General features: G+C 38.7%; 25 protein-coding genes. 8 read left to right on the top strand and 17 right to left on the bottom strand.

The window, feature by feature from the left end:
* The first annotated feature begins 44 nt into the window (after positions 1 to 44).
* Positions 45 to 599, top strand: a complete 555-nt coding sequence (locus AC4NPH_RS19795) for an HAD-IIIA family hydrolase (RefSeq protein WP_035439049.1) — start codon at positions 45 to 47, stop codon at positions 597 to 599.
* Here AC4NPH_RS19795 and AC4NPH_RS19790 read toward each other — a convergent pair.
* A complete protein-coding gene (locus AC4NPH_RS19790) occupies positions 550 to 1,125 on the bottom strand; it encodes a poly-gamma-glutamate hydrolase family protein (RefSeq protein ID WP_013057873.1) in 576 nt (191 codons plus the stop codon). The genes AC4NPH_RS19795 and AC4NPH_RS19790 overlap by 50 nt on opposite strands.
* A gap of 221 nt (positions 1,126 to 1,346) precedes the next feature.
* On the opposite strand from AC4NPH_RS19790, the gene AC4NPH_RS19785 reads away from it, so the two are divergent.
* Together AC4NPH_RS19785 and AC4NPH_RS19780 are read left to right on the top strand one after the other, a co-directional pair.
* Positions 1,347 to 1,880: a TetR/AcrR family transcriptional regulator gene (locus AC4NPH_RS19785; RefSeq protein WP_013057874.1), complete on the top strand. Its 534-nt coding sequence runs from the start codon at positions 1,347 to 1,349 to the stop codon at positions 1,878 to 1,880.
* Positions 1,877 to 2,203, top strand: a complete 327-nt coding sequence (locus AC4NPH_RS19780) for a DMT family transporter (protein WP_013057875.1) — start codon at positions 1,877 to 1,879, stop codon at positions 2,201 to 2,203. Before AC4NPH_RS19785 ends, AC4NPH_RS19780 begins: the two co-directional genes overlap by 4 nt.
* A gap of 97 nt (positions 2,204 to 2,300) precedes the next feature.
* Here AC4NPH_RS19780 and AC4NPH_RS19775 read toward each other — a convergent pair whose 3' ends face one another.
* On the bottom strand, positions 2,301 to 3,878 hold the full coding sequence (locus tag AC4NPH_RS19775; protein WP_013057876.1) for a peptide chain release factor 3: 1,578 nt from the start codon (positions 3,876 to 3,878) through the stop codon (positions 2,301 to 2,303).
* 242 nt (positions 3,879 to 4,120) lie between these two features.
* On the bottom strand, positions 4,121 to 4,318 hold the full coding sequence (gene cspD, locus AC4NPH_RS19770) for a cold-shock protein CspD (RefSeq protein ID WP_013057877.1): 198 nt from the start codon (positions 4,316 to 4,318) through the stop codon (positions 4,121 to 4,123).
* A gap of 327 nt (positions 4,319 to 4,645) precedes the next feature.
* Here cspD and AC4NPH_RS19765 point away from each other — a divergent pair, with 327 nt between their 5' ends.
* Positions 4,646 to 5,368: a DUF421 domain-containing protein gene (locus AC4NPH_RS19765; protein WP_231101754.1), complete on the top strand. Its 723-nt coding sequence runs from the start codon at positions 4,646 to 4,648 to the stop codon at positions 5,366 to 5,368.
* A 302-nt stretch (positions 5,369 to 5,670) separates the two neighbouring features.
* Here the strand turns inward: AC4NPH_RS19765 and AC4NPH_RS19760 are convergent, their stop codons facing one another.
* The gene (locus AC4NPH_RS19760; protein ID WP_013057880.1) at positions 5,671 to 7,158 is read right to left on the bottom strand and encodes a hypothetical protein; all 1,488 of its coding nucleotides are present in this window, start codon (positions 7,156 to 7,158) and stop codon (positions 5,671 to 5,673) included.
* 535 nt (positions 7,159 to 7,693) lie between these two features.
* Here AC4NPH_RS19760 and AC4NPH_RS19755 point away from each other — a divergent pair.
* The 3 genes from AC4NPH_RS19755 (at position 7,694) to AC4NPH_RS19745 (ending at position 9,935) form a co-directional block, all read left to right on the top strand.
* Positions 7,694 to 8,308, top strand: a complete 615-nt coding sequence (locus AC4NPH_RS19755; protein ID WP_013057881.1) for an NAD(P)-dependent oxidoreductase — start codon at positions 7,694 to 7,696, stop codon at positions 8,306 to 8,308.
* A gap of 22 nt (positions 8,309 to 8,330) precedes the next feature.
* Positions 8,331 to 8,579 carry a hypothetical protein gene (locus tag AC4NPH_RS19750; protein WP_029322842.1) on the top strand — a complete coding sequence of 83 codons (249 nt, stop codon included), beginning with the start codon at positions 8,331 to 8,333 and terminating at the stop codon, positions 8,577 to 8,579.
* A gap of 276 nt (positions 8,580 to 8,855) precedes the next feature.
* Entirely contained in the window at positions 8,856 to 9,935 is a 1,080-nt protein-coding gene (locus AC4NPH_RS19745; protein ID WP_013057883.1) for a PrsW family intramembrane metalloprotease, read from the top strand.
* A 468-nt stretch (positions 9,936 to 10,403) separates the two neighbouring features.
* Here AC4NPH_RS19745 and AC4NPH_RS19740 read toward each other — a convergent pair whose 3' ends face one another.
* The 8 genes from AC4NPH_RS19740 to AC4NPH_RS19705 form a co-directional block, all read right to left on the bottom strand.
* Complete coding sequence (locus AC4NPH_RS19740) at positions 10,404 to 10,544, bottom strand: hypothetical protein (RefSeq protein ID WP_013057884.1); 141 nt, start codon at positions 10,542 to 10,544, stop codon at positions 10,404 to 10,406.
* Between the two features lie 255 nt (positions 10,545 to 10,799).
* Positions 10,800 to 11,654 (bottom strand): manganese catalase family protein, encoded by an 855-nt coding sequence (locus AC4NPH_RS19735; RefSeq protein WP_013057886.1) that lies wholly within the window; start codon positions 11,652 to 11,654, stop codon positions 10,800 to 10,802.
* 273 nt (positions 11,655 to 11,927) lie between these two features.
* Entirely contained in the window at positions 11,928 to 12,770 is an 843-nt protein-coding gene (locus AC4NPH_RS19730; protein WP_016764829.1) for a manganese catalase, read from the bottom strand.
* A gap of 536 nt (positions 12,771 to 13,306) precedes the next feature.
* Positions 13,307 to 14,263 carry a siderophore ABC transporter substrate-binding protein gene (locus AC4NPH_RS19725; RefSeq protein WP_053487467.1) on the bottom strand — a complete coding sequence of 319 codons (957 nt, stop codon included), beginning with the start codon at positions 14,261 to 14,263 and terminating at the stop codon, positions 13,307 to 13,309.
* Between the two features lie 23 nt (positions 14,264 to 14,286).
* The gene (locus tag AC4NPH_RS19720; RefSeq protein WP_013057889.1) at positions 14,287 to 15,045 is read right to left on the bottom strand and encodes an iron ABC transporter ATP-binding protein; all 759 of its coding nucleotides are present in this window, start codon (positions 15,043 to 15,045) and stop codon (positions 14,287 to 14,289) included.
* Complete coding sequence (locus AC4NPH_RS19715) at positions 15,039 to 15,986, bottom strand: iron chelate uptake ABC transporter family permease subunit (protein ID WP_013057890.1); 948 nt, start codon at positions 15,984 to 15,986, stop codon at positions 15,039 to 15,041. Before AC4NPH_RS19715 ends, AC4NPH_RS19720 begins: the two co-directional genes overlap by 7 nt.
* Positions 15,979 to 16,929, bottom strand: coding sequence for an ABC transporter permease (locus tag AC4NPH_RS19710; protein WP_013057891.1), 951 nt, complete (start codon positions 16,927 to 16,929; stop codon positions 15,979 to 15,981). The genes AC4NPH_RS19715 and AC4NPH_RS19710 overlap by 8 nt, the downstream gene beginning before the upstream one ends.
* Positions 16,930 to 17,247: 318 nt before the next feature.
* Positions 17,248 to 18,054, bottom strand: coding sequence for a cell wall hydrolase (locus tag AC4NPH_RS19705; protein WP_013057892.1), 807 nt, complete (start codon positions 18,052 to 18,054; stop codon positions 17,248 to 17,250).
* 362 nt (positions 18,055 to 18,416) lie between these two features.
* Between AC4NPH_RS19705 and AC4NPH_RS19700 the strand changes: the two genes are divergently transcribed.
* A complete protein-coding gene (locus tag AC4NPH_RS19700) occupies positions 18,417 to 18,671 on the top strand; it encodes a hypothetical protein (RefSeq protein ID WP_013057893.1) in 255 nt (84 codons plus the stop codon).
* An 81-nt stretch (positions 18,672 to 18,752) separates the two neighbouring features.
* Here the strand turns inward: AC4NPH_RS19700 and AC4NPH_RS19695 are convergent, their stop codons facing one another.
* The 5 genes from AC4NPH_RS19695 to AC4NPH_RS19675 all read right to left on the bottom strand — a co-directional run bounded on the left by AC4NPH_RS19695 (position 18,753) and on the right by AC4NPH_RS19675 (position 23,003).
* Positions 18,753 to 18,917, bottom strand: coding sequence for a hypothetical protein (locus AC4NPH_RS19695; protein WP_013057894.1), 165 nt, complete (start codon positions 18,915 to 18,917; stop codon positions 18,753 to 18,755).
* 317 nt (positions 18,918 to 19,234) lie between these two features.
* Complete coding sequence (locus AC4NPH_RS19690; RefSeq protein ID WP_013057895.1) at positions 19,235 to 19,579, bottom strand: hypothetical protein; 345 nt, start codon at positions 19,577 to 19,579, stop codon at positions 19,235 to 19,237.
* 42 nt (positions 19,580 to 19,621) lie between these two features.
* Positions 19,622 to 20,653 carry a zinc-binding dehydrogenase gene (locus AC4NPH_RS19685; RefSeq protein WP_013057896.1) on the bottom strand — a complete coding sequence of 344 codons (1,032 nt, stop codon included), beginning with the start codon at positions 20,651 to 20,653 and terminating at the stop codon, positions 19,622 to 19,624.
* Positions 20,654 to 20,658: 5 nt separating this feature from the next.
* A complete protein-coding gene (locus AC4NPH_RS19680; protein WP_013057897.1) occupies positions 20,659 to 21,705 on the bottom strand; it encodes a galactitol-1-phosphate 5-dehydrogenase in 1,047 nt (348 codons plus the stop codon).
* 26 nt (positions 21,706 to 21,731) lie between these two features.
* Positions 21,732 to 23,003: a PTS galactitol transporter subunit IIC gene (locus AC4NPH_RS19675; protein ID WP_013057898.1), complete on the bottom strand. Its 1,272-nt coding sequence runs from the start codon at positions 23,001 to 23,003 to the stop codon at positions 21,732 to 21,734.
* Between the last annotated feature and the right edge of the window lie 33 nt (positions 23,004 to 23,036).

Raw genomic sequence — 23,036 nt, 5'->3', positions numbered from 1 at the left:
AATTAATCCTGTTTTATATTATGATAGAAAAAGAGGTGATTAATATGATTGAAGCAATATTTTTAGACCGAGACGGAACAATTGGCGGCAGTAATGAAATACAATATCCAGGTGATTTTCAGCTATTCCCCCAAGCAAAACAAGCGATTATAGACATAAAGAAACAAAACATTCCGTTGTTTTCCTTTACGAATCAGCCCGATATTGCAAAAGGAAAGGTAAAGAAATCAGACTTTATCTCTGAGCTTTTAGCTTTTGGATTTGATGATGTTTACCTTTGTCCTCATGAAGATTCGGACAATTGTTCGTGCCGCAAACCAAGGACGGGCATGCTGTTAAAAGCAGCCGAGGAGCACAGCTTAAATTTGGCTAACTGCATCGTGATTGGCGACCGGTGGAAAGACCTCGTAGCGGCCCGTGCAGCAGGAGCACAATGTATTTTAGTGTTAACAGGAGCTGGGCACGACACGTTACATGCACGGGAAAAATGGGCTGACGTACAAGCAGCCTTTATTGCAGCCAATATACAGGAAGCTGTTGAATTTATCTTTACATCACTGAGTTCACAGCCGATACTACCGCATTCACATACTCGTTAAACAGCTGATTATCCTTCAATAATTGTTCATACTGCGGAGTGGTTATTTCAAGCTGCAGTCCTTTATGCCGCTGATTGCCGTTTGCGATATTTCGAGGTGAAACGCCTTTTAAATGTACGGGCGTTTCACTGATCGGAAAACCTGAGAGTGCATGACGCACCGCTTTTTCTAACTCTTCGTCTCTTCCTCCGATATAAGTCGTGCAGACGTCGCTGTAGGCACCGTGAAGAGAAATTGTGACCGCTGATTTTTTAACGAGATGACGCGCCATTTCTTCATCGTAGTTTGCAGACGTAACATGCAATTCAAACGGATTTTCTGTTTTCAGCGTTTTAAATACGTACACCGTTGCGTTCAGCTTTTCTGCTATTTTTTCTGCTACTTCTTCTGTCCCAATTTCCATCGTTCCTCCGTGAATAGCAAGCACGACAATTTCTCTCCGGCGAATGACACATTCTATTTCGTAATCAATTCCCGCTCGTTCACACTGTGATAGTTCTTGAAAACTTTGATACACATCCCTCATCTGTTTCTTCACACCTTTCTTTCATATACCCAGGCTTTATTTTTTCTTTTTCTTCATATAGTAATGGTATTAACCCTTTGTTTACTCGTTTATTTTTGTTTTTATACTTTATATTTTAGTGTGCACAAAAATTTTTTTTGAAATTCGAAATAAAAGTATTGCCAAACAAACCGTCCAGACGGTAAAGTATTCTAGGGAAAATCAAAAAGGAGGAAATTCATGTGTCTACATTTGATGATATATTGCTTGCAGCTACGCAGGTTGTACAGCGCGACGGTGTTGGAAAGTTAACGCTTGAAAAAGTAGCAAAAGAAGCCGGCGTCAGTAAAGGCGGTTTGTTGTATCACTTCTCTTCAAAAGATGAATTGATTAAGCAAATGCTGTATTCAGTCACAAAGAAATATGATGACGGGCTAAACGTACAAGTTGAACATGACGATTCTCCTGGCAAATGGAGCCGGGCTTATCTCTCTGAGACGCTTCATGATTTGCAGCGTGAACAAGTGATGAGCGCGGGATTACTTGCAGGTATTGCAACCAATCCTGAACTCCTGCAGCACTTTCAAAAGCAATACGAAAAGTGGCAGCAGCACATTGAACAAGACGCCATTGATCCAGTCCTTGCTACCATTGTGCGCTTAGCAGCTGACGGATTATGGTTCAGTCAAATGTTTGGGCTCGCACCCGTGGATCCAGACATGCAAAAACAGATTCAACAACAACTTCGGAAATTAACAGAGGAGGGTTTTCGATGAAAGCCTATTTATTTTTAGCCATTGCAATTAGTTCAGAGTTATTTGGTACATCTATGTTAAAAGCATCAAACGGATTTACAAAATTTTGGCCTAGCCTTGGTGTTTTATTAGGGTTTGGTCTTGCTTTCTATGCGCTTTCCACATCGCTTCAGCACATTCCACTCAGCGTTGCGTATGCCATTTGGTCTGGCGTAGGAACTGCTGTGACAGCTGTGATTGGCGTAGTCATTTGGAAAGAAAGCGGCAGTCTCACGATGGTATTTGGCATCGTATTAATCATTGCAGGAGTCATTCTTTTAAATTTAAAATCAGTGGCTCACTAAAAAAAGAGCCAGTAAATACTGACTCTTAAGCAAAGGAGGAAAATCGACTGTCTACTTATGAAAGTAGTATGTATCGTTTTCCTTTTTTTATACTCTTTTATAGATTAAACGGATCTAGGAATTTAACAGATGGATATTTGTCCTGGAACAAACGCCATACAAAATCGTTTTCAAACATAAGAACGGAATGCTTATCACGATCTTCTACTAGCATCACCCGAGAATCTAGCATGCGATCTTCAATTGTTGATTTGTCTACCCATTTTGCAATGTTATGAGACATGCGGGTGAATTCAAGATCGACATTGTACTCACCTTTCATACGGTGTTCAAACACTTGGAACTGAAGTTCACCGACTGCTCCTAAAATATAATCTCCAAAGAACGGCGTACGGTAAAGCTGTACGGCTCCTTCTTGTACAAGCTGATTAATCCCTTTTTCAAAGTGCTTGGATTTCATTGCATTTTTCGCACGAACTTTTACAAACAGTTCAGGCGGGAACTTTGGAAGAGCATCAAATTCGAATACTTTTCCCTCTCCTACAATGGTATCGCCAATTTGATACGTGCCTGAATCATACAAGCCAATGATATCCCCTGGATACGCTGTGTCTACTGTTTCACGGCTTGATGCCAAGAACTGATGAGACTGCGCAAGCTTCATTTTACGGTTCGTTCTTGCTAACGTCACGTTCATTCCACGCTCGAATTTTCCTGAACATACGCGTACGAACGCAATGCGGTCGCGGTGAGCTGGGTTCATGTTCGCTTGAATTTTAAAGATGAAACCTGAGAAGTTTTCATCCGTAGGCTGAACGGTGCCATTCGTTGATTCACGAGGCTGCGGCGGTGATGTTAATTGTAAAAATGAATTAAAGAAAGACTGTACACCAAAGTTTGCAATCGCACTTCCGAAGAAAACAGGTGTTAATAGGCCTTGCTTTACTTTTTCAATTGAAAAATCATTACCTGCTTCGTCTAATAGAGATAAATCATCCACTAAGCCTGGTAAATACATTTCATCGACGTGTTTTTTAATTTCATCGTCGATATTTTCACCGTCAAAGTCTGCAAAATAGGACTCTTTGTTTCCTTGGTATACTTCAATTTGTTTTGAAAAACGGTCATACGTTCCTTGGAATCGTTTCCCCATGCCAATTGGCCACGTTACAGGGTATGATTCAATACCGAGTACATCTTCAATTTCTTCAAGCAGCTCAAGCGGCTCTTTTCCTTCACGGTCTAATTTATTGATAAACGTTAGGATGGGAATACCGCGCATACGGCAAACTTTAAAAAGTTTAAGCGTTTGTGCTTCAATCCCTTTTGTTCCGTCAATAACCATGACCGCACTGTCTACAGCCGTTAAGGTACGATACGTATCCTCACTGAAGTCTTCATGTCCTGGTGTATCCAAGATGTTAATAAAGTGATCTTTATACTCAAACTGCATAACACTTGATGTAACCGAAATTCCACGTTGTTTTTCGATTTCCATCCAGTCAGATGTAGCAAACTTGCCTGATTTTTTTCCTTTAACCGTTCCGGCTGAACGAATCATTCCGCCCAGTAACAGCATTTTTTCTGTTAACGTTGTTTTCCCGGCATCCGGGTGAGAAATAATGGCGAATGTACGACGTGAATCGACCATCGTTTCTTGAAGTTGGTTGCTCATACGTTTTAAAATCCTTTCTGCTCTACAATTCCTATTTTCATCATTTCATTATACGCTTTTTTTATACTGCGTGACTAGTTTTTTTCATAATTGAATACTTCTACAAAATCAAAGAAATCGTCAACAAGGTGTAAAAAGCGAACAAGAAAAGACCCCTTTTATAAAAGGGGCCTTCTCCCAGTTTAGTTTAACGAACGACCAGAGAAACGTTCTGCTGATCGGCTTAAACTTTATAAAAAAAATTACTTTTGAACGTTAGCAGCTTGTGGTCCACGGTTGCCTTCAACGATCTCAAATGTAACTTCTTGACCTTCTTCTAAAGTTTTGAAACCTTCGCCTTGGATAGCAGAGAAATGAACGAATACATCGTCTTGTCCTTCTACTTCGATGAAACCGAAACCTTTTTCAGCGTTGAACCATTTTACTTTACCTTGTAACATATCTCTTTTCCTCCTTGTGTGACAATCCACACATTGTGTATTACTCTATTCCTGCTCTTACAATAAGTCAAGACGAACACTTCGAACTATCCTTACCGAACAAAAATAAGCACCTTTATTGTAACAAATCCTCCAAAAAAATTCAAAGGAATTTGCACATTCTTTTTGTTTGCTTTGATCCCTTACCTACAGCCTTTCCGCCCCTTTTTAAGCAGCCGAATGTGAACGCATTATCCGCCCTTCTTCTTGATGTTTTTTCTTGTATAACGATCCTTTAAATGGATAACGCTATAGAGATAGATACTCTTTCTATTTATGAGAAAGCAGGTGACATCACAACCTATGGAAGACATTCTCATGTCCCTTCTTAGAACCTTTGTTTCTTTTATTATCTTAAGCATTACAACTTTCCTGATTGGAAAACAAATTAACACACATAATAATCATTTTACATTTGCGATGTCCATCATTATTGGGTCGTTCATTGCAAATATGGGATTTGATTTAAAATTAAAATTTCTGCCGATGTTCGCTTCTTTTGCTTTTCTTGTGGCCATTCATTTTCTTTTAGCATCAACAGCTTTAAAAAGCAGACGCTTGCGAAAATGGATTTCAGGTCGCCCGACGGTTATTATGGAAAAAGGAAAGCTTCTTGAAGCAAATATGAAAAAAGTCAAATATTCTATTGACGACTTGAATCAGCATTTACGAGAACTAGGAACATTCAACATTGCTGAAGTAGAATTTGCTGTTTTAGAAGTAAGCGGAAAACTGTCGGTATTAAAGAAAACTGCTTATCAAAACATTGCCAAACAGGACGTTTTGTCTAAGCCGTTTAAAGAAATGAATTTACCAGTAGAACTCATCATGGACGGAGAAATTATTCATAAAAATTTAACATCTCAATATACCGAACAGTGGATCAACCTTGAGCTTTCAAATCGTCAGCTTCAGTTGAACCAAGTGCTGTATGCAGTTGTGTCAACAAACGGCATGCTCTATGTAGATGAGTATAAAGATCAGCTGTCCGCTCCTACAGACAGAGAATAAGATTGAGACATAACTAAATTACGCCACTCTAAAGACAGACAAATGAGGTGAATGAGTTCGTATGGATCGATCTTGACATGGCTGTTGATTTCCTTGCAGGGCTTTGCTTTCCGCGTGCGGCCGGTGAGCCTCCTCGTTGCTTCCGCTTTTCCGGCAGGAATCTTCGCCTTGCTCTCCTATCAACAGCTAGAAGCAATTACATACATAAAACCTATGTTCATGACCACCATGAAAAAATCCGAACGAGTTTGATTCTTGATGGAGAACCAAACTCGTTCGGATAAAATATGTTTGTCCCAGTTTCACTGTGCCATTTCTTCAACGGTTCCTTCTTTTAAGCCATAGTAGTTCCGTTCAAATCGCTTTATTTCTTGATCATAGCGGCGTACTTTTGCATCGGCTAGCTGGCGGCTTTGTTTTGTTTCTTCAAGCAGCTCGACCTGCTGATTAATTTGAAAAATAGTCGTCGTCAGCTCGTCTTGATAATCATAAATTTCATTTTGAATATCCACGCATACGGGCAAGCGATTTGCTAAAATAAAGTCCGTCATTTGCATAAGCACTTTTTTACGCTCTACCTCTTTCACTTTGCTTTTGACGGCCCGTTCTGCAGAACGGAACGTCAGCCTTACTTTAGAGAAGAAGTCACCTTTAATCGAAAGCTTGCGCTGCAGTTCTTCTACATCTTGTTTTAATGATTCATGCTCTTCAATCATTTTTTGAAGCACAAGCCCTCCGTTTAACGATGTGAGCTCCATTTCATCAAGCTGATGGCGGATGGCTGTTTTGAGCGTTTCAATTTGCTTCACCGTCTTTTTCTCCGTAGCGCGGAGCTGCTTAACATACTGCTCTGTTTTATAAATAAAGCTGTCTAACCGTTCACGGTCAAACAGTGACTGCTCTTTCTTTTTCATGTAATCTTGATACCCTGTGTGTACAGATGACCACTTGATCAGCAGAGACTGATAATTCAACAGCTCATCCTGATGCTCAAGCTTGTACGTCCACATCAGCTGAACAACTACTAATAACAGCGGTAAAAAAGTTCCAGCTTCTTTGCGTTTTGCAATAATTTCATGACTTTCAAAGCTCGCCATTAAAAACAGCGGCGCATTCATACTAAATAGCAGTGCTGGCGGGTAATTAACGGGAATAAAGATACTCATTACGGTTGCCATAAGGCCTGAAACAGCAGGGTATGCGTGCGGAGGAAGCTGTTTGTATAGCTCGATTGTCCCTTTTTTTTGCAGCAGTTTCACAAGCGCTTCCTGCTGATATTCTCCTAATGCATCAATCATTCTTTCCTGATACATGGGGGGCAGCTGTTCAATCCAATTCATCAGCTGCTGCTGAAACACAGCTTGCTGACGATTTGTAGCAATCATGTATTGCGAATCAATTAGATGAAAGAACAGTCGGATTTGATGGCGCATTACGTCTTCTAGCGTATGACAGCGTGCAATTGAAAACAGCTCATTGTATTTAGATACAAGCAAATTTCCAATGTTATCACTTAACTCGTACAGCTCGCCATTTGTTGTAGCATGGGAAACAGGAAGTTCAAAAAACTTCGCCATTTCAAGCAAAATATGCAGATGCATGTCTACTTCAGGCTGTTTTTCAAGCAATTTCATTTCTTCTACCAATGACGCTTGAAAATCCGTATGCTCCGTTTGCTGATACTGTGCTGACATTTCCGTATAAATGCGGTGGTCACATAACACATAAGCAGCTCTTAGGATATCGCCTTTAGACGTAAGCAACCCATACAATAACTGTTGTCCGTTCATCTTCACACCGTCCTTCATTAAATTTTCTTACTATAGCTTTCTATCATTTTATACTTTTTCTATAAATTCGATGCAATAGTTCAAATTTCCTGTTATCTTTCTTCTTGCTTCCTTAATACAAAGAGTGCCGTCCAACATGACATCAGTGCAGGCGGAATGGTCCAAGTCATATATCGCCACTCACCCGTCACAAGCGCCATAATGAAAAAGATGAGCGGAAAACCTATTAGTACTATGATGATACGTGCTCGGCTTACCGATTTTTTCATAGTGCATCGCCCCTTCTGTTCGTCCCTTATTCCTATAATACCCTTTCGCTTCTATAGCATTAAACACCTTTATAAACCGTTCGTACAATTCTTTGTTTTCTAGACAGTCTATGACATAAGTTTTAAAAAAGAACAGAGGATACCTCTTACTTTGATGAATCTCGTAAGCAGCTTTTATGTTTTGACAAGCTAAATCGAGAAAAATGTGTTATGGTAAAAGAAAATTTCGTTTTTACTACCTACATTGAAACGAAAGGGTTGATCGTATGAACATTTTTTTGATTGGCGCAAGCGGCAGGACCGGACAGGAATTAATAAAGCAAGCGATTAAAAACGGACATTATGTAAAAGCATTTGTGAGAAATCCATCTAAGCTTAAGATAACGCATGCGAACGTACACATCATACAAGGCGACGTGCTTGATTATTATGAAGTGTGTCAGGCCATGCGAGGGTGTGATGCAGTAATTTCTTGTCTTGGGACCGAAAATCTAGGGCATTCTACCCTTTTAGTAGAAACGACAAATCTGCTGATTCAATGTATGAACGAAAACGGAATTCAGCGTATCGCCTACACGGCTTCTGCCGGAATCGACGGAGAAATTCCAGGCATGACGGGCTGGCTTGCTCAGCGTATTTTAAAAAATGTGCTTCGCGATCATTACGAAGCCGTGAAGCTCTTGAAGGTAAGCGGACTCGACTGGACTGTTGCTCGGCCAATGGGGTTAACGAGCGGTCCATTAACTACGTATTATCGTATAGGAGAAGCTAGCGTACCAGAAAACGGACGTAACATCAGCCGTTCTGACGTCGCTCATTTTCTCCTTCAAGCCGTAGAAAACAACAGGCACATAAAAAAATCACTAAGTCTTTCGTATTAAGTGTTCTAAAGGAGTGTTGATAGTGAACCTATCAAAAATTTTTCTAAAAATAAGTCTTGTACTTTTAATGGCATGCGTCTTTATTGAAGGTAATTTTCAGGTGGCGCTTGGCATCTTTGCTGCTGTTTGCATGCTTGTCATAATTTTTGCCAAGCCTCTTTCAAAATCGCTGCTTCCTGCTAATAAAAAAACAGGAAAAAAAGACCGCGAAATATTAATGATGGTCATTGGTGTCATCGTTTTTATTTCAGGAAGCTTTTTTATTGCGTAGAAGCATTGTAAAGAAAACAGGCTTAAATCCACATTTTCAATCATATAAAAGGTTGTGCTGTAAGTCGAATGTTCGGCTTATGACGCAGCCTTTTTTTGGTTTCATGAGGTCTCTTTTAGCAATAGCTTCTGTCTTTTATATACATACCATTCCATTATTTAAGCAAATTACCTATCAACCCCTCTTATGCTTTTTTCATCAGTTCACATAATATATGTAGAAGATGTCATAAGACAAGCGTCAAACGATTTGTATCTAGAAAAAGGAGGAAGATAAATGAAATGCCCCCATTGCGCTTATTCTAATCCGGAAGGGGTAAAATTCTGCTTAAATTGCGGCCATGAAATCGTGGACCGTGATGAAAACTACAGCATATTCTACTTGTTTGCCCATCGTGTTGATAAAATACCAAGAAATGAACGTTCGGTTGAACCTAAATTTCGAAATATATTCTCTCGAGTCTTCCGACAGCACAGTGAAATGGAAGCTGAACGGCTTTTTATTGTAGGAACAGGACTTACGACTCCTAAAATAGAAGAAGTTGTAAATACATGGCCAAAGCCTTGGCTTTTTGCAAGGGTCTTTCTTATTGCGCTTATCGCATACTTAGGGCTATATCTAGGCGTAAGCTTGTTCGAAAACATCAACTTCATACCCGGTCTTATTGTAGTCGGTGCTTTTGCAGTGCCATTTACTACGCTCATTTTCTTTTGGGAAATGAACGCTCCGCAGAATATTGCTATTTACAAAATTGTTTATGTCGTTTTTATTGGCGGAATCCTCTCACTTTTATTAGCACTTGTGTTTTATGATATTCTTGGAAATAACACAAACGTGATCGTGATTGGAATATGCGAGGAACTGGCTAAAGTTATCGCGGTTATTTATTTTGTGCGCAATCTTAAATATAGATATATCCTTAACGGACTCCTCTTGGGAGCTGCAATAGGAGCTGGTTTTGCTGCTTTTGAAACCGCTGGCTATGCTTTACGGGCACTTCTTTCCGGCAGCTTTCACATGCTTTATTCTACAATACTTTGGCGCAGTATTTTTGCTCCTGGAGGACATGTAGCTTGGGCTGCCTTGACTGGAGCTGCCGTCTGCATCGTCCAAGGAGATAAGAAATTTCAGTGGAGCATGTTGATAAAACCAAAATTTCTCGGTGTATTTTTGCTTGTCGTTTTTATGCACGCTCTTTGGGACTCACCTATACTAGGTATTTTGCCCGCTGGACATACAATTTTAACGGTTATATTATGGATTTTAGTATTCAGTATGATTCGTATTGGGCTAAAAGAAATCGCAGATAAAAAGTTGGAGTTGACCTACTGCAAAGAAAAACCTACCCCCTCATAGGAAATGTTCAGCTTGCGTTAAGCTGCTCGTTTTAACTTTTTATTACCTTTATGTTTCATTTTGAAAATTGTTGTTACAAATTGTAAAAAAAAGCATTCAAACTACCTGTACATGGTATGATAACTTCAATAACATGAAAGGGTGACTTGGTGGATGAACCTAACTGAAATTAAGCACATGATAGCAAATTTAGTAAATTATAGAGATAGCGACATTACTCATACTCTTGCCAATAGGTTTACACTAAGTTATTCAAAACAATTAAACAGTTTTCAAATCTGCGACATTGAAAACGATATCATTTATCGTTATGAGGAACCAGAAACAACTGCGTTAGCTCTGTTTAACATGGTCCATAATCTTCCTGAGACTATTTATAGACATACTAATTCGTTTGAACAAGTTTAAAGCAGCAAAAAAAGCTCATTTATTAACTAACATGAGCTTTTTTGCCGGTGTTTATCTATTTTAGTTATTTATAACCTTCTTCAAAAGAAGAATATCCTTTTTAATTGCCCGTCTAATTTCTTCAACTTTACAGCGTTTGTATTCTTGTACTAAGCGATAGAGCTCTCGTTTAAATAAAAATTCATCTTTTTGGTTACTCATAGCAGCATACCCCTTATTAGCTTTCTATCACAAGCGATTAAAGAAAGTATTCCCTTTTCTTCTTGTAAAAAACAAATAAATTCACAAACAGATGTAAAAAAGCCCTTTATCATGCGCTTACAGGAATGGCGAGATGTGCTTTGCGCTAGACAAATGAAAGAATTTCGCTAAAGCAAATAAAAAAACATTGACTACTAGCTCCCAGTCAATGTTTTTTATTTTAGCTTTGTTTAATTAAAGTCGATTCACATACTTTTATGCGTTCATATCTCCTAAACCTGGAGCATGCTCATTTGGCATTTCAGATAAATGAGGGACTGGAAAAGCTTCCGGTGGAGGTGTTACGCTCAAGTCTCCGCCATTTCTGCTTGGCGTCTGCCCTTGGAATATTTCTCCCATTCGGTGCGGATCTAACCTAAAATCAAATTGCGTGTTATGATACCCCATCTCGACAAACTTTCTGCATTCAGGGTATTTGTTAATATCATAATTTGGTACAGGGAATAGTTTTCCCCAGTCCACGCCTAATGTTTCAAGAGCTTTTGCAAACGCATTTTGATGAGCATTATCTCGAACAATTAAGAAACCTAGCGTTTCTCTTAACGTTTGGTTAGAACTCATTTCGTATATTCTTGTTTTTTGTAAAACACCGGTTGATTCTAATACAACGTTATTCAGTAAATCAGCCACTAGATTTCCGTGATTATAAACCCACGAGCCGTTCCATGGATTTCCGCCCGCATCTACTGGCAGTGAGCTTTGAGCGCCCATGATATAGTGATGAGGATTAGCATGTTTTACGGCTTCATCAAGAGGAGCCTGATCTGAACCTTGACTTCCTACCCCGGCTCCGCCAGATTCATCTAACAATGCATTAATAGTATTTTGAACGAGTTCTACGTGAGCAATTTCTTCTAAAAAAACACCTTTCATTAAATCGCGATACTGCGTTTCTTTTCCTCTGAAGTTAGAGCTTTGAAAGAAATATTGCATCATCGTCCGCATTTCACCAAACTGCCCGCCTAAGGCTTCTTGCAGTACCTTCGCGGCCGCAGGATCGGGCTTATCCGGTTTAATGCCATTGATTAATCCTTCTTTGTAATAATACATATCAAACACTCCTTTTATTGACATTGCTTGTTTTTGAACTAACTTATGTAGATTTTTGTCCGCTATAGGATTTTTCACTTACAGTACCTGTTGCTTTTCTTCCTAACATATTCCGTGGTGCCATCTTTCTAACATGTGCACATAACTACTATTTCCATATGCGGTCTTTTTATTCTGGGTAGTCAAAAGACAACGTCATTGAAACACGTGGATAACACCCTTTGTTATAAGCAAAAAAAGACCTCTCGAACATATCGAGGGTCTTTCTTTCTTTTATTTAGAGAAAACTTTTTTACGAGTTAAATCATGATGCAACGAAGTATCAGGAATTTCCGGATTGGGAACTTGTCCTTTTGCTACAGGATCTTTGATATATACATATTCACCGCTTCCGTCTGGGGCACTTCCAGTAGCCCACGGTCCCTCTTCTGATTCAGCGCCTTCTGAAAGGTTCCAAAACTCATAAGCTTCTGGCTGTGATTCTTTTTCAGCCTCAGGAGGGAAAGATGCAGGAACAACTACTCCATTTTTTTCTTCTAGTTCGTTTATCGCTTCCATCCACTGATACTGGTGATAGCGATCACGCGCTAGCATTTTTCGGAATGTCGCGCGTACACCTTCATCTTTTGTCATATGGTATAACCTAGCTACTTGAAGTCTGCCTTGGCTTTCTGCATGCAAGTTCGAACGCATGTCTGCTAATAAATTGCCGCTTGCTACGATATATGAACCGTTCCATGGAACTCCATTTGAATTAGTAGGCAAACCACCAAGCCCGCTCACTAATAAATGCTGAGGATTAATTCCTCCCATGATAGCTGCTGTTGCAGGATCTTTCGCAGCTTCTGCTTGATCTTCTGGAGAGGCTCCATCAAGTAATTGACTAATAAGTGAACAAAGCATCTCTACGTGTCCAATTTCTTCTGTACCTATATCCATCAGCATATCTTTATATTTTTCTTCTCCTCGACAGTTAAATCCTTGAAAGAGGTATTGCATCATCACCGTCATTTCACCGAATTGTCCACCTAGTACTTCTTGAATCTGGCGAGCAAGCATCGGATCGGGGCGATCTACTTTGACTTCAAATTGCAGTTCTTTTTGATGACGAAACATGTTAACTCCTCCTTTAATATAATAAATTCCTTTTAGAGATTTTTTCCTCTTTTTTCCGTTCCCTCTCCCTATTCAATTAATCACTAAACTTGTACCTTTTTTCGTCTAGAACGAAAATGGATAAAAACACCTATTAATAAACTTAATTTAATAAGTAGAAAGACACCTAAAGAAAAGGAAATACCTGCACTTTGCTCTTTAGTATTCGTTCAGTTTATAACGTTTTATAGTCACAACCACTGCCAGATAGAAAAATGTTCACTAAAAAATGAGATTGAGACATAACTAATCACTTCAATCTATAGACGAACCAATTGGATAAATGAACTAATATGGATTACGTCTCTGTTAATTTCCGTGCAAGACTTTGCTTTCCGCGGGAGTCTTCGCCTTTCCCTCCAATCAACAGCTAGAAGCAGCTACAGATATGAAACCTAATTTTCTCTCCACAACAATAAAAAAATCCGAATGATTTGATTAATCATTCGGATCTACTTTCAATTAAAATACCTTTGTTCCAGTCTCTCTTTTCTCTATTACTTCTCTATCCCTGCTTTGATTTCTTCAATCATGCCTGCCATTGACTCAAGGCCTCCTCCAGATAAATACCAAAGGCCTGGATCAAGATATACAACGTGATTGTTTTTCACTGCATTGACTTCTTTTACGTACTCATTTTCAACAATTTGTTTAGCGGATGATTTTTCACCAATTGCGGCGCCGCGGTCAACTACGAATAAGTAGTCCGGGTTTTGCTTAACTAAATACTCATATGCAATGCTTTGACCGTGCTTAGCCGATGGATCTAGGCTGTCGTCTGCTGCTTTGATACCGAATACGTCGTGGATTAATCCGTATTTAGAACCCGGACCAAACGCTGTCATTTTGCTATCATTTGCCATCATTACAAGCGCTTTTTTATCTAGTTTGTCCGCTTGTTTTTTCAAATCTGCAATTTGCTTATCGATCGCTGCTAGCTCTTTTTTCACTTGATCTTCTTTATTAAAAATTTGTCCTAGTACTTTTGTATTTTCTTTAAATGACTTCATATAGTGCTGGTTGTCCGTATCGATATAAATCGTCGGCGCAATTTTTGAGAATTCATCAAATGAATCTGCTTGGCGGCCTTGAATAATAATTAAGTCTGGATTTAGCTCTGCAATTTTTTCAAAATCAGGTTCTTTTAATCCACCTACATTTGCGTACTTATCATCTTGATATTTTGATAAATACTCAGGAATCGCTTGTTTTGGTAAGCCCGCTACTTCAACCCCTAGTTTATCTAGTGTATCAAGTGCACCCATGCTGAATACTACAACTTTTTTAGGGTTTTTCTTAATTTTAATTCCGTCTTTATTGAACTGATCGGTTACTGTTACCGTCTCTTTTTGCTTACTTTCTCCACCTGTTGTTTCTTTTGCTCCTTGATTACCGCAAGCGGCTACAACAATTGCAGTTAAGACTGCTACAAACATTAATAACACTTTTTTCACTTTCGTCACCTCATGAATAAATTTTATGAAAAATACACGCAAATACGCTGTCCGCCAACTGTTTCGATTGGAATATCCATATCGTATATATCCTTTAATACAGACGTTTGAATGATGGTTTCTGTTGGGCCTTCACGGATCACTTCGCCGTTTTTAAGCGCCACGATGTAATCCGAATAGACAGACGCAAAATTAATATCGTGAATGACAATCACAATGGTTTTGCCTAAGTCTTCTACGAGACGTTTCAACAGCTTCATAATTTCAACAGAATGCTTCATATCTAAGTTATTGAGCGGTTCATCTAAGAAGATATACTCCGTGTCCTGTGCGATGACCATAGCGATAAAAGCTCGCTGACACTGTCCCCCGCTCAGTTCATCCAAGTATTTATCTTGAATACTTTCAAGCTTCATGTAACTCAGCGCCTGATCAACCGCTTGTTCATCGCTTTTTGTTAACCGGCCTTTTGAATAAGGGAACCGGCCAAAATTTACGAGTTCACGTACGCTAAGCCTGATATTCAGCTGATTGGACTGTTTTAAAATACTCATTTTTTTGGCTAAATCTGAGCTGTCAATATTCTCTATATTTTTTCCTTCTATTGATATTGATCCTGAGTCGGCTTTAATGAGACGACTCATAATTGAAAGCAGCGTACTTTTCCCCGCTCCGTTTGGGCCGATAAATGACGTAATTTTCCCTTTTGGAATCACGACGGATGTTTTTTCTAAAACGGTTTTTTCTCCGTATGTTTTACTGACATTTGTTACTTCTACCATGATTTATTCTCCTTTAGCAGCAAATAAATAAAGTAAATTCCGCCGGCAAAGTCAATGATGACGCTCAGCGTGGTGCTGAAGGTGAACACTTTTTCAACGATAAACTCTCCTCCGACGAGGGCTATAACACTAAGCAGCAGTGATCCCATCATTAAATAGGTGTGCTTGTACGTTTTGAACAGCTCTCTCGCAAGGTTCACAACAAGCAGTCCAAGAAAGGTGATCGGTCCAACTAACGCTGTAGCCACTGAGACAAAAATGGCAATCACAATCAGCATTTTTTTGACGAGCCCGTCATAATCAATCCCTAAATTTACCGCATGTTCTCTTCCTAGCGACAGTACATCAAAAATGGATGTAAAGCGCCACACGTAAATGCCAAGCAGGATAAATATGACGGCTGCTATGTATAGCAAATCGGTATTAACATTGTTAAAGCTTGCAAATGATTTATCTTGTACAATTTGAAATTCATTCGGATCGATCAGCATTTCCATAAATGAAGACATGCTTTTAAATAACGTTCCGAACACAATTCCAACCAGTAAAATAAAGAAAATATTCTTACCGGCTTTTTTGAACATCAGTATGTAAAGCAAGACCGAAAAGATAATCATCAGCGAAACGCAAAGAAGAAAATTAAGATTTTTGTTCATGATGATAATATTCGTTGAGCCAAAGATGTACACAATAAACGTTTGCAGAAATAAATACAGTGAATCTAGTCCTAGAATACTAGGAGTTAGAATTCGATTATTGGTAATCGTTTGAAAGATAACGGATGAAAACGCAATGGCTCCTCCAGTTAAAACAATCGCAGCGACTTTTTCAATTCTTCGCGGCAGCGTGTACTGCCAGTAGCCTAAATCATAGCTGATAAACAGCGCCACTGATAAAATGGCCAGCGCGGCGAGAATGATAATTTTATGTTTGTTATGCATAACGACCTCTCCTTATCAGCATAAAAAGAAAGATCGCACTTCCTATTACACCTACCATTAACCCGATAGAGATTTCATATGGGAAAATAATGACTCTGCCTAAAATATCGCACGCAAGTACGAACACAGCTCCAAGAAGCGCTGTATGAGGCAGGCTTTTGCGCAAATGATCTCCACGGTAAATCGATACGATATTTGGGATGATTAATCCTAAGAAAGGCAGCATGCCAACGGTCAAAATCGTAATCGAAGTAATAAGCGAAACAATGACTAATCCAATGTTTACGATTTGTTTGTATTTCACGCCTAAATTGATTGAAAAGCTTTCTCCCATACCAGCAACCGTGAACTTATCTGCGTAAAGATAAGCAATTATTAAGAGCGGTATACTAAGGTATAAAAGTTCATATCTCCCTTTGACTACTAGCGAAAAGTCGCCTTGCAGCCATGAAGAAAGGTTTTGAATCAAATCGTATTTGTAGGCAATGAAGGTAGCTAAGGAACTTACGATACTACCGAGCATTAAACCGACTAGTGGAATATAAATCGTATCGTTAAATTTAATTCTGTCTAGTATTCTCATAAACAATAGATTGCCCGCCAGTGAGAAAATGAAAGCAATGCTCATTTTTAATAGAGGACTTGCTGAAGCAAATACTAGTAGAGAAATCAACACACCAAGCCTTGCCCAGTCCATCGTTCCTGCCGTTGTTGGAGATACAAACTTATTTCGCGTAATTTGCTGCATAATTAATCCGCAAATACTAAGGCTCATTCCCGCCATAATAATACTCAAAAGCCTAGGAAAACGACTAAAAAACAGCGTTTGGCTTTCTTCTTTTGTTAAATGAAACAGATCCATCGCTGACAGATCTTGTACTCCTACAAAAAGAGACAAAATCGATAGTACAGCAAACACAAGAATTAACTGATAAAACTTCAACTTTCCTTACTCCTTTCTTCCCTCTATAAGTCTAGTTATCTCCTCCTTCATCATATGTAAATGATTATCATTATCAATTGACTTTCTTTATCATATCATTTTTCTCTAAATAATCAATGGTTTTCTCAAAATTTAAGCAAAAAAATACCTTAACAGATGGATCTGTTAAGGTATTTTAAGGTTCAATTAGACTTAAAAATCCAAACTATTAATATTAATAGTTTGGATTTTACTTTAACCAAGATACTTCTGTAGCAGACTCTTTGCATCAACATTACATATATATGAAATATATGTTTATATTTGAGAGAAATCTACTTATTTTGCAAATACATGGTTTCCAATAACTGCCGTTACTTGCTGCGTTGCAACCCATTGGCTTTCAGCGATTTTCGGATTATAGAAAAACAGCGCATCGTTTTCATGCGGGTTTGATAATGCTTCGCTTACCGCTCGTTTTGATTCTTCTGATGCAGGCTGATTAATTGCTCCGTTTGCTACTGGTGAAAATTGATATACGCCGTTTCCTAGCTGCTGATAAATAACGTCGTGAATGTTATTTGGGAATTCCGGTGAAGCTACACGGTTTAATACCACAATTGCTACCGCTACTTTTCCTTGGTACGGCTCACCTTTTGCTTCTGCCTCTACTAATCTAGCTAGTAAATCTTGATCTTGTGCAGAAACCGATGTAGACGGAGCAGTTTGTGCCGGCGCCGGTGCTTCTCCTTGAAGTTTTAATGTTTGTCCGATGGTAATGATATCACTTTGTAAACCGTTAACAGCTTTTAACTGATCCACAGTCATGCCGTTTTGTGTTGCAATATGATATAACGTTTCGCCTTGTGCTACTGTATGTACAGATGTTGCCGGACTAGCGGCAGGTTGTGCTTGTCCCTGGTCAGGAATCGTTAATGTTTCTCCAACGTAAATCATGTCGTTTTGGCGGTTATTAGCACCTTTCAGCTCATCTACCGTAACCCCATTTTGTTGGCCAAGCCCCCACAAGGTATCTCCTTTTACGACTTTGTGCGAAGCTGCTGCTGATGCTGTTCCTTGACTTGCTAGAAATGCTACAGACGCTGCAGAAGCAACTGCCCATTTTTTTACACGTTTTTTACTCACAAAAACTACCTCCTAAAATTTGAACCTGTTATTACCTTAGCACATAGATTCGCCTTTTCATTAAAAAAAACAGTAACATTTGTTCTAATTGGATTAAGTTTCTTACAGTGCCATTCATTATGTTACAACTTTTACATGACCCTTAAAGAATATGTAGAAATATGACGATTTGATTGCGAAACGAGCTTTTTATCTGTTTACTTACATTCCTCTTTCTGTAAAAAACTTGATTTAATTATGATTAATCGCAGAGATAAAAAGGAAAACAGCAGTTAAATAGAGAAATAGTGTAACTATTGAGGAATGGTTCAGCGCTTCTTTGTCAATTTACGTTTGTTTATTAATAAAGGAGGTCTATTTGGATGTGTGCAAATAAAATGTATGTGACGTATAACACGGAGAAACCGGCTATTACAATTCAAGGAGCTTTTTATCATACGGGAGGAACGCAGGAAGAGTTTTTGCGGGAATTCAAGTACTGGCTTGAATCTCACGGCTGGTCATTTATGGGCGTAACAAATGAAACAACGATGACAACGGCGAACAAAGAGTTAAAAGAAACGATGGAACAGCATAAAATAGAAGGCAAAAAAGTTCAAAGACTAGAAGATTTATAACGATTGCTTCTATGATCCTTCACACATGTCCAAACGCCAATACGTAAAAAAGCCTTTAGATGAGCTAAAGGCTTTTTTACATTAACGAGAAAGTGCGACCACCTTCTGATTTTCTACTCTCTCTTCAACAGGCTTTCTCATTTCTTTTTCCGTCCATACGCCAATGCGTTTTTGTCTTTTCCCAAGAGGCTGTTTTTCACATGCATAGCAAATTTCTGAAATATCATCAAAATGAGCTAACGACATCTTTATCCCTCCTTTTCTAAATATACACAGGCAAGTTAGTATGCTTCTTCCCTTATTTTCCAAAGCTAAACTGCTTCATCTTATATTTAAACAATTTATAAACAAACGGAATAAATAATTTCTACTTCATTATCATTTAGATTGTTTTATTTAGATATAGACGGGTAAACAAAAACTATCCCACCTCACACCCTGAAGTTTGAAACTGTCACGTAAAAAAGCTGCTTTCTATACATCTAATGTATAGAAAGCAGCTTTTTTATGTAGCTAGAAAAAACGCATTGATGCACCAGCTATAACAACAGGCAACCCGCCCTTTATTTTCTAGCAGTTCGTTTTTTGTAACGGTGAATAGTATGCATGGATTCATTAAAATCTTTCATTAGACGATAAGGCTTGCTCACTAACCTTATCGGAATTCCAGTTAAAAATCTATTTATATCTTTTTTATATTCTTTTGATACTCGGTTAGGTTTAGTAAAGACACGCTTGTAGACCTCTTTATAGAACTCTTTCAAAACATCAACTTTAAATACCATTGTACGCCTACATTCTTGACACTCTACGCGTACAATTTTGCCGTTAATATAATAAACGTGGTGAGGAAGCTCTTCTTTGCAACTGTTACAATATAAACCTGCTTCCATTTGGGTATCTTTCACACTTCCTCCCTCCCTGATTTACATTATTTATATAGTTCGTTTCTACGACTGAACAAGCACTTTTATTTCATTACCTGATAGAACGGCTTCGAATCCTTGACGCCAATAATCAAGAGGTACAATTTTAGTGATCATTTTCTCTGTATTAATTTTCTTTTCTTCAAGAAGTTTCAAAGCAATATGCCAAGAACTTGGTTTCTGAGAACGCGTTCCAATATATGTAATTTCCCTTTGAATGATAGATTCTTGATCTAAAAGGTTTAATTTTTCGGAGAAAATCCCTACTTGTACAAACGTTCCTTTTTTCTTAACCAGAGGCAACCCTTGGTTTAACGCCTGGACAGCACCTGAACACTCAAATAACTTGTCAACACCGTATCCCTTTGTATAGGTTAGCACAATTTCTTCTAAGCTTTCATTTTGGATATCTACAGTTACGTCGATTCCTAAAGACTTAGCTAACTCTAAACGCTTCTGGTCTTTTGTTATACCTGCTAATATAACAAACGCTCCTTGTGCTTTTACAACTTGCGCTTGCAGTAAACCAATGGGACCTGGACCAAAAATTAATACTTTATCTTCTTTTTTAACAACTGTTTTTTCTAAAGCTGCATGAACGCAGCAAGCTAGAGGCTCAGTTAAAGCAGCTGCTTTTAGGTCGACTGCATCTGGTAGCACATGGACACTTTCCTCACGTGAAATAACATATTCAGCAAAGCTGCCGTTTATTTGTGTGCCTATTCCTTTTCGATGAGCGCACAGATTATAGTCTTTTTCTAAGCAATAATCACACTCTCCGCACGTCACAAATGTTGTTTCACTCGTTACTTTATCGCCAACTTTTACTTTTGTTACAGCTTCCCCTACTTCAACGACTATACCGGAAAACTCATGCCCAAGCACAACCGGCGTCTGGGAATTTTTATATTGACCTGTAAACGTGTGAATATCCGTACCGCATATTCCGGTATACGCTACTTTAATCTTCACTTGGTTTTTCTGAACTTCTAATTCAGGGATTGTTTTTAACAGCATCTTATCGTAGCCTGGCTCTACCTTCATGACTGCCTTCATTTTTTTCACTCCTTATTTGGAATTATTAACACTTTTCCATAAGCTTCTTCTCGATTAATAATCATATTAAATGCTTTTTGCGTGTCTTCTAACTTGAATCGATGAGAAATTAATTCTTTTAATCTAATCTTTCTATTTAAAATAAAGTCAACGCTTGTTTTCCACTCTTTCCCGGGAAACGGTGCAGAATAAGAGTTCCAAAAACCTTGCAATGTAAGCTCTTTTCTAAAAATACTCTCAAATGCTGCTTCAGATAAACACACATCTGAATAAGCAATACCTAAATATCCAACCTTCCCTTTTTTACGAGTAACGAGCAGGCACTGCTCTTGAGTGACAGGGGAACCTGCACATTCGAGTGCAAGATCCACCCCTCTTCCTTTTGTATAATCATTAATTTTTTCAAGGACATTTTCATAACGGGCATGAATCACTTTTTCACAACCCATGGCCCTCGCTTCTGCAAGCTTTTCACTAGAAATGTCGATGGCGATGATTTCTTTTACACCCGCAATTTTCAACCATTGAATCGTCAGCATGCCAATGACTCCTGCTCCAAAGACCGCTGCAGTGTCTCCTATTTGCGGATGAATATTAAGTACTCCATGAAGCGCTACTGCTAAAGGTTCTATCATAGCTGCTTCTTCAAAGTCCATCTCTCCTACTTGGATAACATTTGAAGCTGGAATATTGACATACTGAGCAAATCCGCCAAATGATTGCGCGCCAATCATTCCGTAGTTTTCGCATAGTGAATACTGCCCTTTTTGGCAATATTCACATGCGCTGCACGGTTTAAACGGAATAGCAGCTACTCTGTCTCCAACGTTCAAATCTACTACTTTTCCCCCTTTTTCAACGATATACCCAGCAAATTCATGTCCCATAATGGCAGGCAGCGGATACTTCCATCTGCTTGTCATTTTGTGTGTATCCGATCCGCATATTCCTGCTGCCATTACTTTTATTTTGACTTCATTCGCTCGGCAGGAATCAATCCCAATATCTTGATAAATAATTTTATTTTTTTCATGTAGCACAGCCGCTTTCATTGCCTTACCTCCTGTTTATGCCTATTTTAAAAAATAGAAGCCCACAGCTGAGAGAATTTAAGAATAAGCCAGTTAAATAAGTTTCCTCCCATGTCTAAACTTGAAATTTGTGTTGCACCTTCCGGCATAGAAAACTGAGCTCCTGATAACATTTGCGTATGCACATCTGCAAAATTCGTTGCCATATAAAGTGATAGCGCTACCATAACAGTGCCCGAAATAAGAGAGTGTATAATATTCCCTCTTAATGAGCCCACAACAAAAGCTACATAGAAAGGAATGGTAGCCAAATCCCCAAACGGCAATACTTTATTCCCAGGCAGAATGACAGCTAAAAGTAATGTAATGGGGACAAGTAACAGTGCTGTAGCCATAACGGATGGATGTCCTACTGCAAGAGCGGCATCTAATCCAATATATATTTCACGATCACCATATCGTTTTTGAAGAAAAGAACGAGCTGCTTCAGAAATTGGAATAAGTCCTTCCATTAAGATTTTAACCATTCTAGGCATCAAAAGCATAACCGCTCCCATTGAAATACCTACTTGAAAAACTTTACCAAGGTCATAGCCTGCTAATATACCGATTACACACCCTAAGATTAAACCCATCATCATTGGTTCACCGAAAATACCAAAACGTTTTTGAATAGATTCGGGATCTGCGTTCAACCTTTTAATCCCTGGAATCCTTGATACACCCATACCTACCAAAATACCAATTGGTCCAAACGCAGCTGTAGAGCCCGTAGGAAGAGAAATTCCTTCTAACCCGTAAAATTTTTGAACCATTGGCGCTGTCTTATCTGCTACAAATAAAACAGCAATTTCATACAGAACGGTACACAGTATTGCAAACCACCAGCTTCCTGTGACAACGTATCCTGTTGCACCAGCAGCGATAAAGTGCCAATAGTTCCAAATATCAATATCAAGCGTTTTAGTCAGTTTTAACAAAAGCAAAATAATATTTACAAACAAGCAAACAGGAATTAGTATAGCTGCAACGGGAGATGCCCAAGATATTGCAGCGGCAGAAGGCCATCCTGTATCGATAACAGTTAGATTTAATCCAAATCGTTCAACCATTGCTTGTGCTGCTGGTCCTAAGTTTTTTACAAGTAAATCAATAACTAAGTTGATGCCGACAAAACCAATTCCTATTGTAATTCCAGATTTAAACGCTTTTTTTGCTCCTGTTTTAAATAACAGGCCTAAGATAAAAATGGCAATTGGTAAAATAACTGTAGGTCCTAGATTTAATACTGCTTGCACACCTGATAGAAGTTTATCCATATCCATCCCTCATTTTTCTTTTGTCATTTCCTA

It is taken from the genome of Priestia sp. MDV22-iso46, assembly GCF_058629175.1.
This window is presented reverse-complemented; position numbering and strand designations above follow the sequence as displayed.

Excerpts from the sequence above, each read along its gene's own strand:
- AC4NPH_RS19795 (WP_035439049.1), top strand. The coding sequence starts at position 45 with ATGATTGAAGCAATATTTTTAGACCGAGACGGAACAATTGGCGGCAGT.
- AC4NPH_RS19790 (WP_013057873.1), bottom strand. The coding sequence starts at position 1,125 with ATGAGGGATGTGTATCAAAGTTTTCAAGAACTATCACAGTGTGAACGA.
- AC4NPH_RS19780 (WP_013057875.1), top strand. The coding sequence starts at position 1,877 with ATGAAAGCCTATTTATTTTTAGCCATTGCAATTAGTTCAGAGTTATTT.
- AC4NPH_RS19775 (WP_013057876.1), bottom strand. The coding sequence starts at position 3,878 with ATGAGCAACCAACTTCAAGAAACGATGGTCGATTCACGTCGTACATTC.
- cspD (WP_013057877.1), bottom strand. The coding sequence starts at position 4,318 with ATGTTACAAGGTAAAGTAAAATGGTTCAACGCTGAAAAAGGTTTCGGT.
- AC4NPH_RS19760 (WP_013057880.1), bottom strand. The coding sequence starts at position 7,158 with ATGAACGGACAACAGTTATTGTATGGGTTGCTTACGTCTAAAGGCGAT.
- AC4NPH_RS19755 (WP_013057881.1), top strand. The coding sequence starts at position 7,694 with ATGAACATTTTTTTGATTGGCGCAAGCGGCAGGACCGGACAGGAATTA.
- AC4NPH_RS19745 (WP_013057883.1), top strand. The coding sequence starts at position 8,856 with ATGAAATGCCCCCATTGCGCTTATTCTAATCCGGAAGGGGTAAAATTC.
- AC4NPH_RS19740 (WP_013057884.1), bottom strand. The coding sequence starts at position 10,544 with ATGAGTAACCAAAAAGATGAATTTTTATTTAAACGAGAGCTCTATCGC.
- AC4NPH_RS19735 (WP_013057886.1), bottom strand. The coding sequence starts at position 11,654 with ATGTATTATTACAAAGAAGGATTAATCAATGGCATTAAACCGGATAAG.
- AC4NPH_RS19730 (WP_016764829.1), bottom strand. The coding sequence starts at position 12,770 with ATGTTTCGTCATCAAAAAGAACTGCAATTTGAAGTCAAAGTAGATCGC.
- AC4NPH_RS19720 (WP_013057889.1), bottom strand. The coding sequence starts at position 15,045 with ATGGTAGAAGTAACAAATGTCAGTAAAACATACGGAGAAAAAACCGTT.
- AC4NPH_RS19715 (WP_013057890.1), bottom strand. The coding sequence starts at position 15,986 with ATGCATAACAAACATAAAATTATCATTCTCGCCGCGCTGGCCATTTTA.
- AC4NPH_RS19700 (WP_013057893.1), top strand. The coding sequence starts at position 18,417 with ATGTGTGCAAATAAAATGTATGTGACGTATAACACGGAGAAACCGGCT.
- AC4NPH_RS19695 (WP_013057894.1), bottom strand. The coding sequence starts at position 18,917 with ATGTCGTTAGCTCATTTTGATGATATTTCAGAAATTTGCTATGCATGT.
- AC4NPH_RS19685 (WP_013057896.1), bottom strand. The coding sequence starts at position 20,653 with ATGAAGGCAGTCATGAAGGTAGAGCCAGGCTACGATAAGATGCTGTTA.
- AC4NPH_RS19680 (WP_013057897.1), bottom strand. The coding sequence starts at position 21,705 with ATGAAAGCGGCTGTGCTACATGAAAAAAATAAAATTATTTATCAAGAT.
- AC4NPH_RS19675 (WP_013057898.1), bottom strand. The coding sequence starts at position 23,003 with ATGGATAAACTTCTATCAGGTGTGCAAGCAGTATTAAATCTAGGACCT.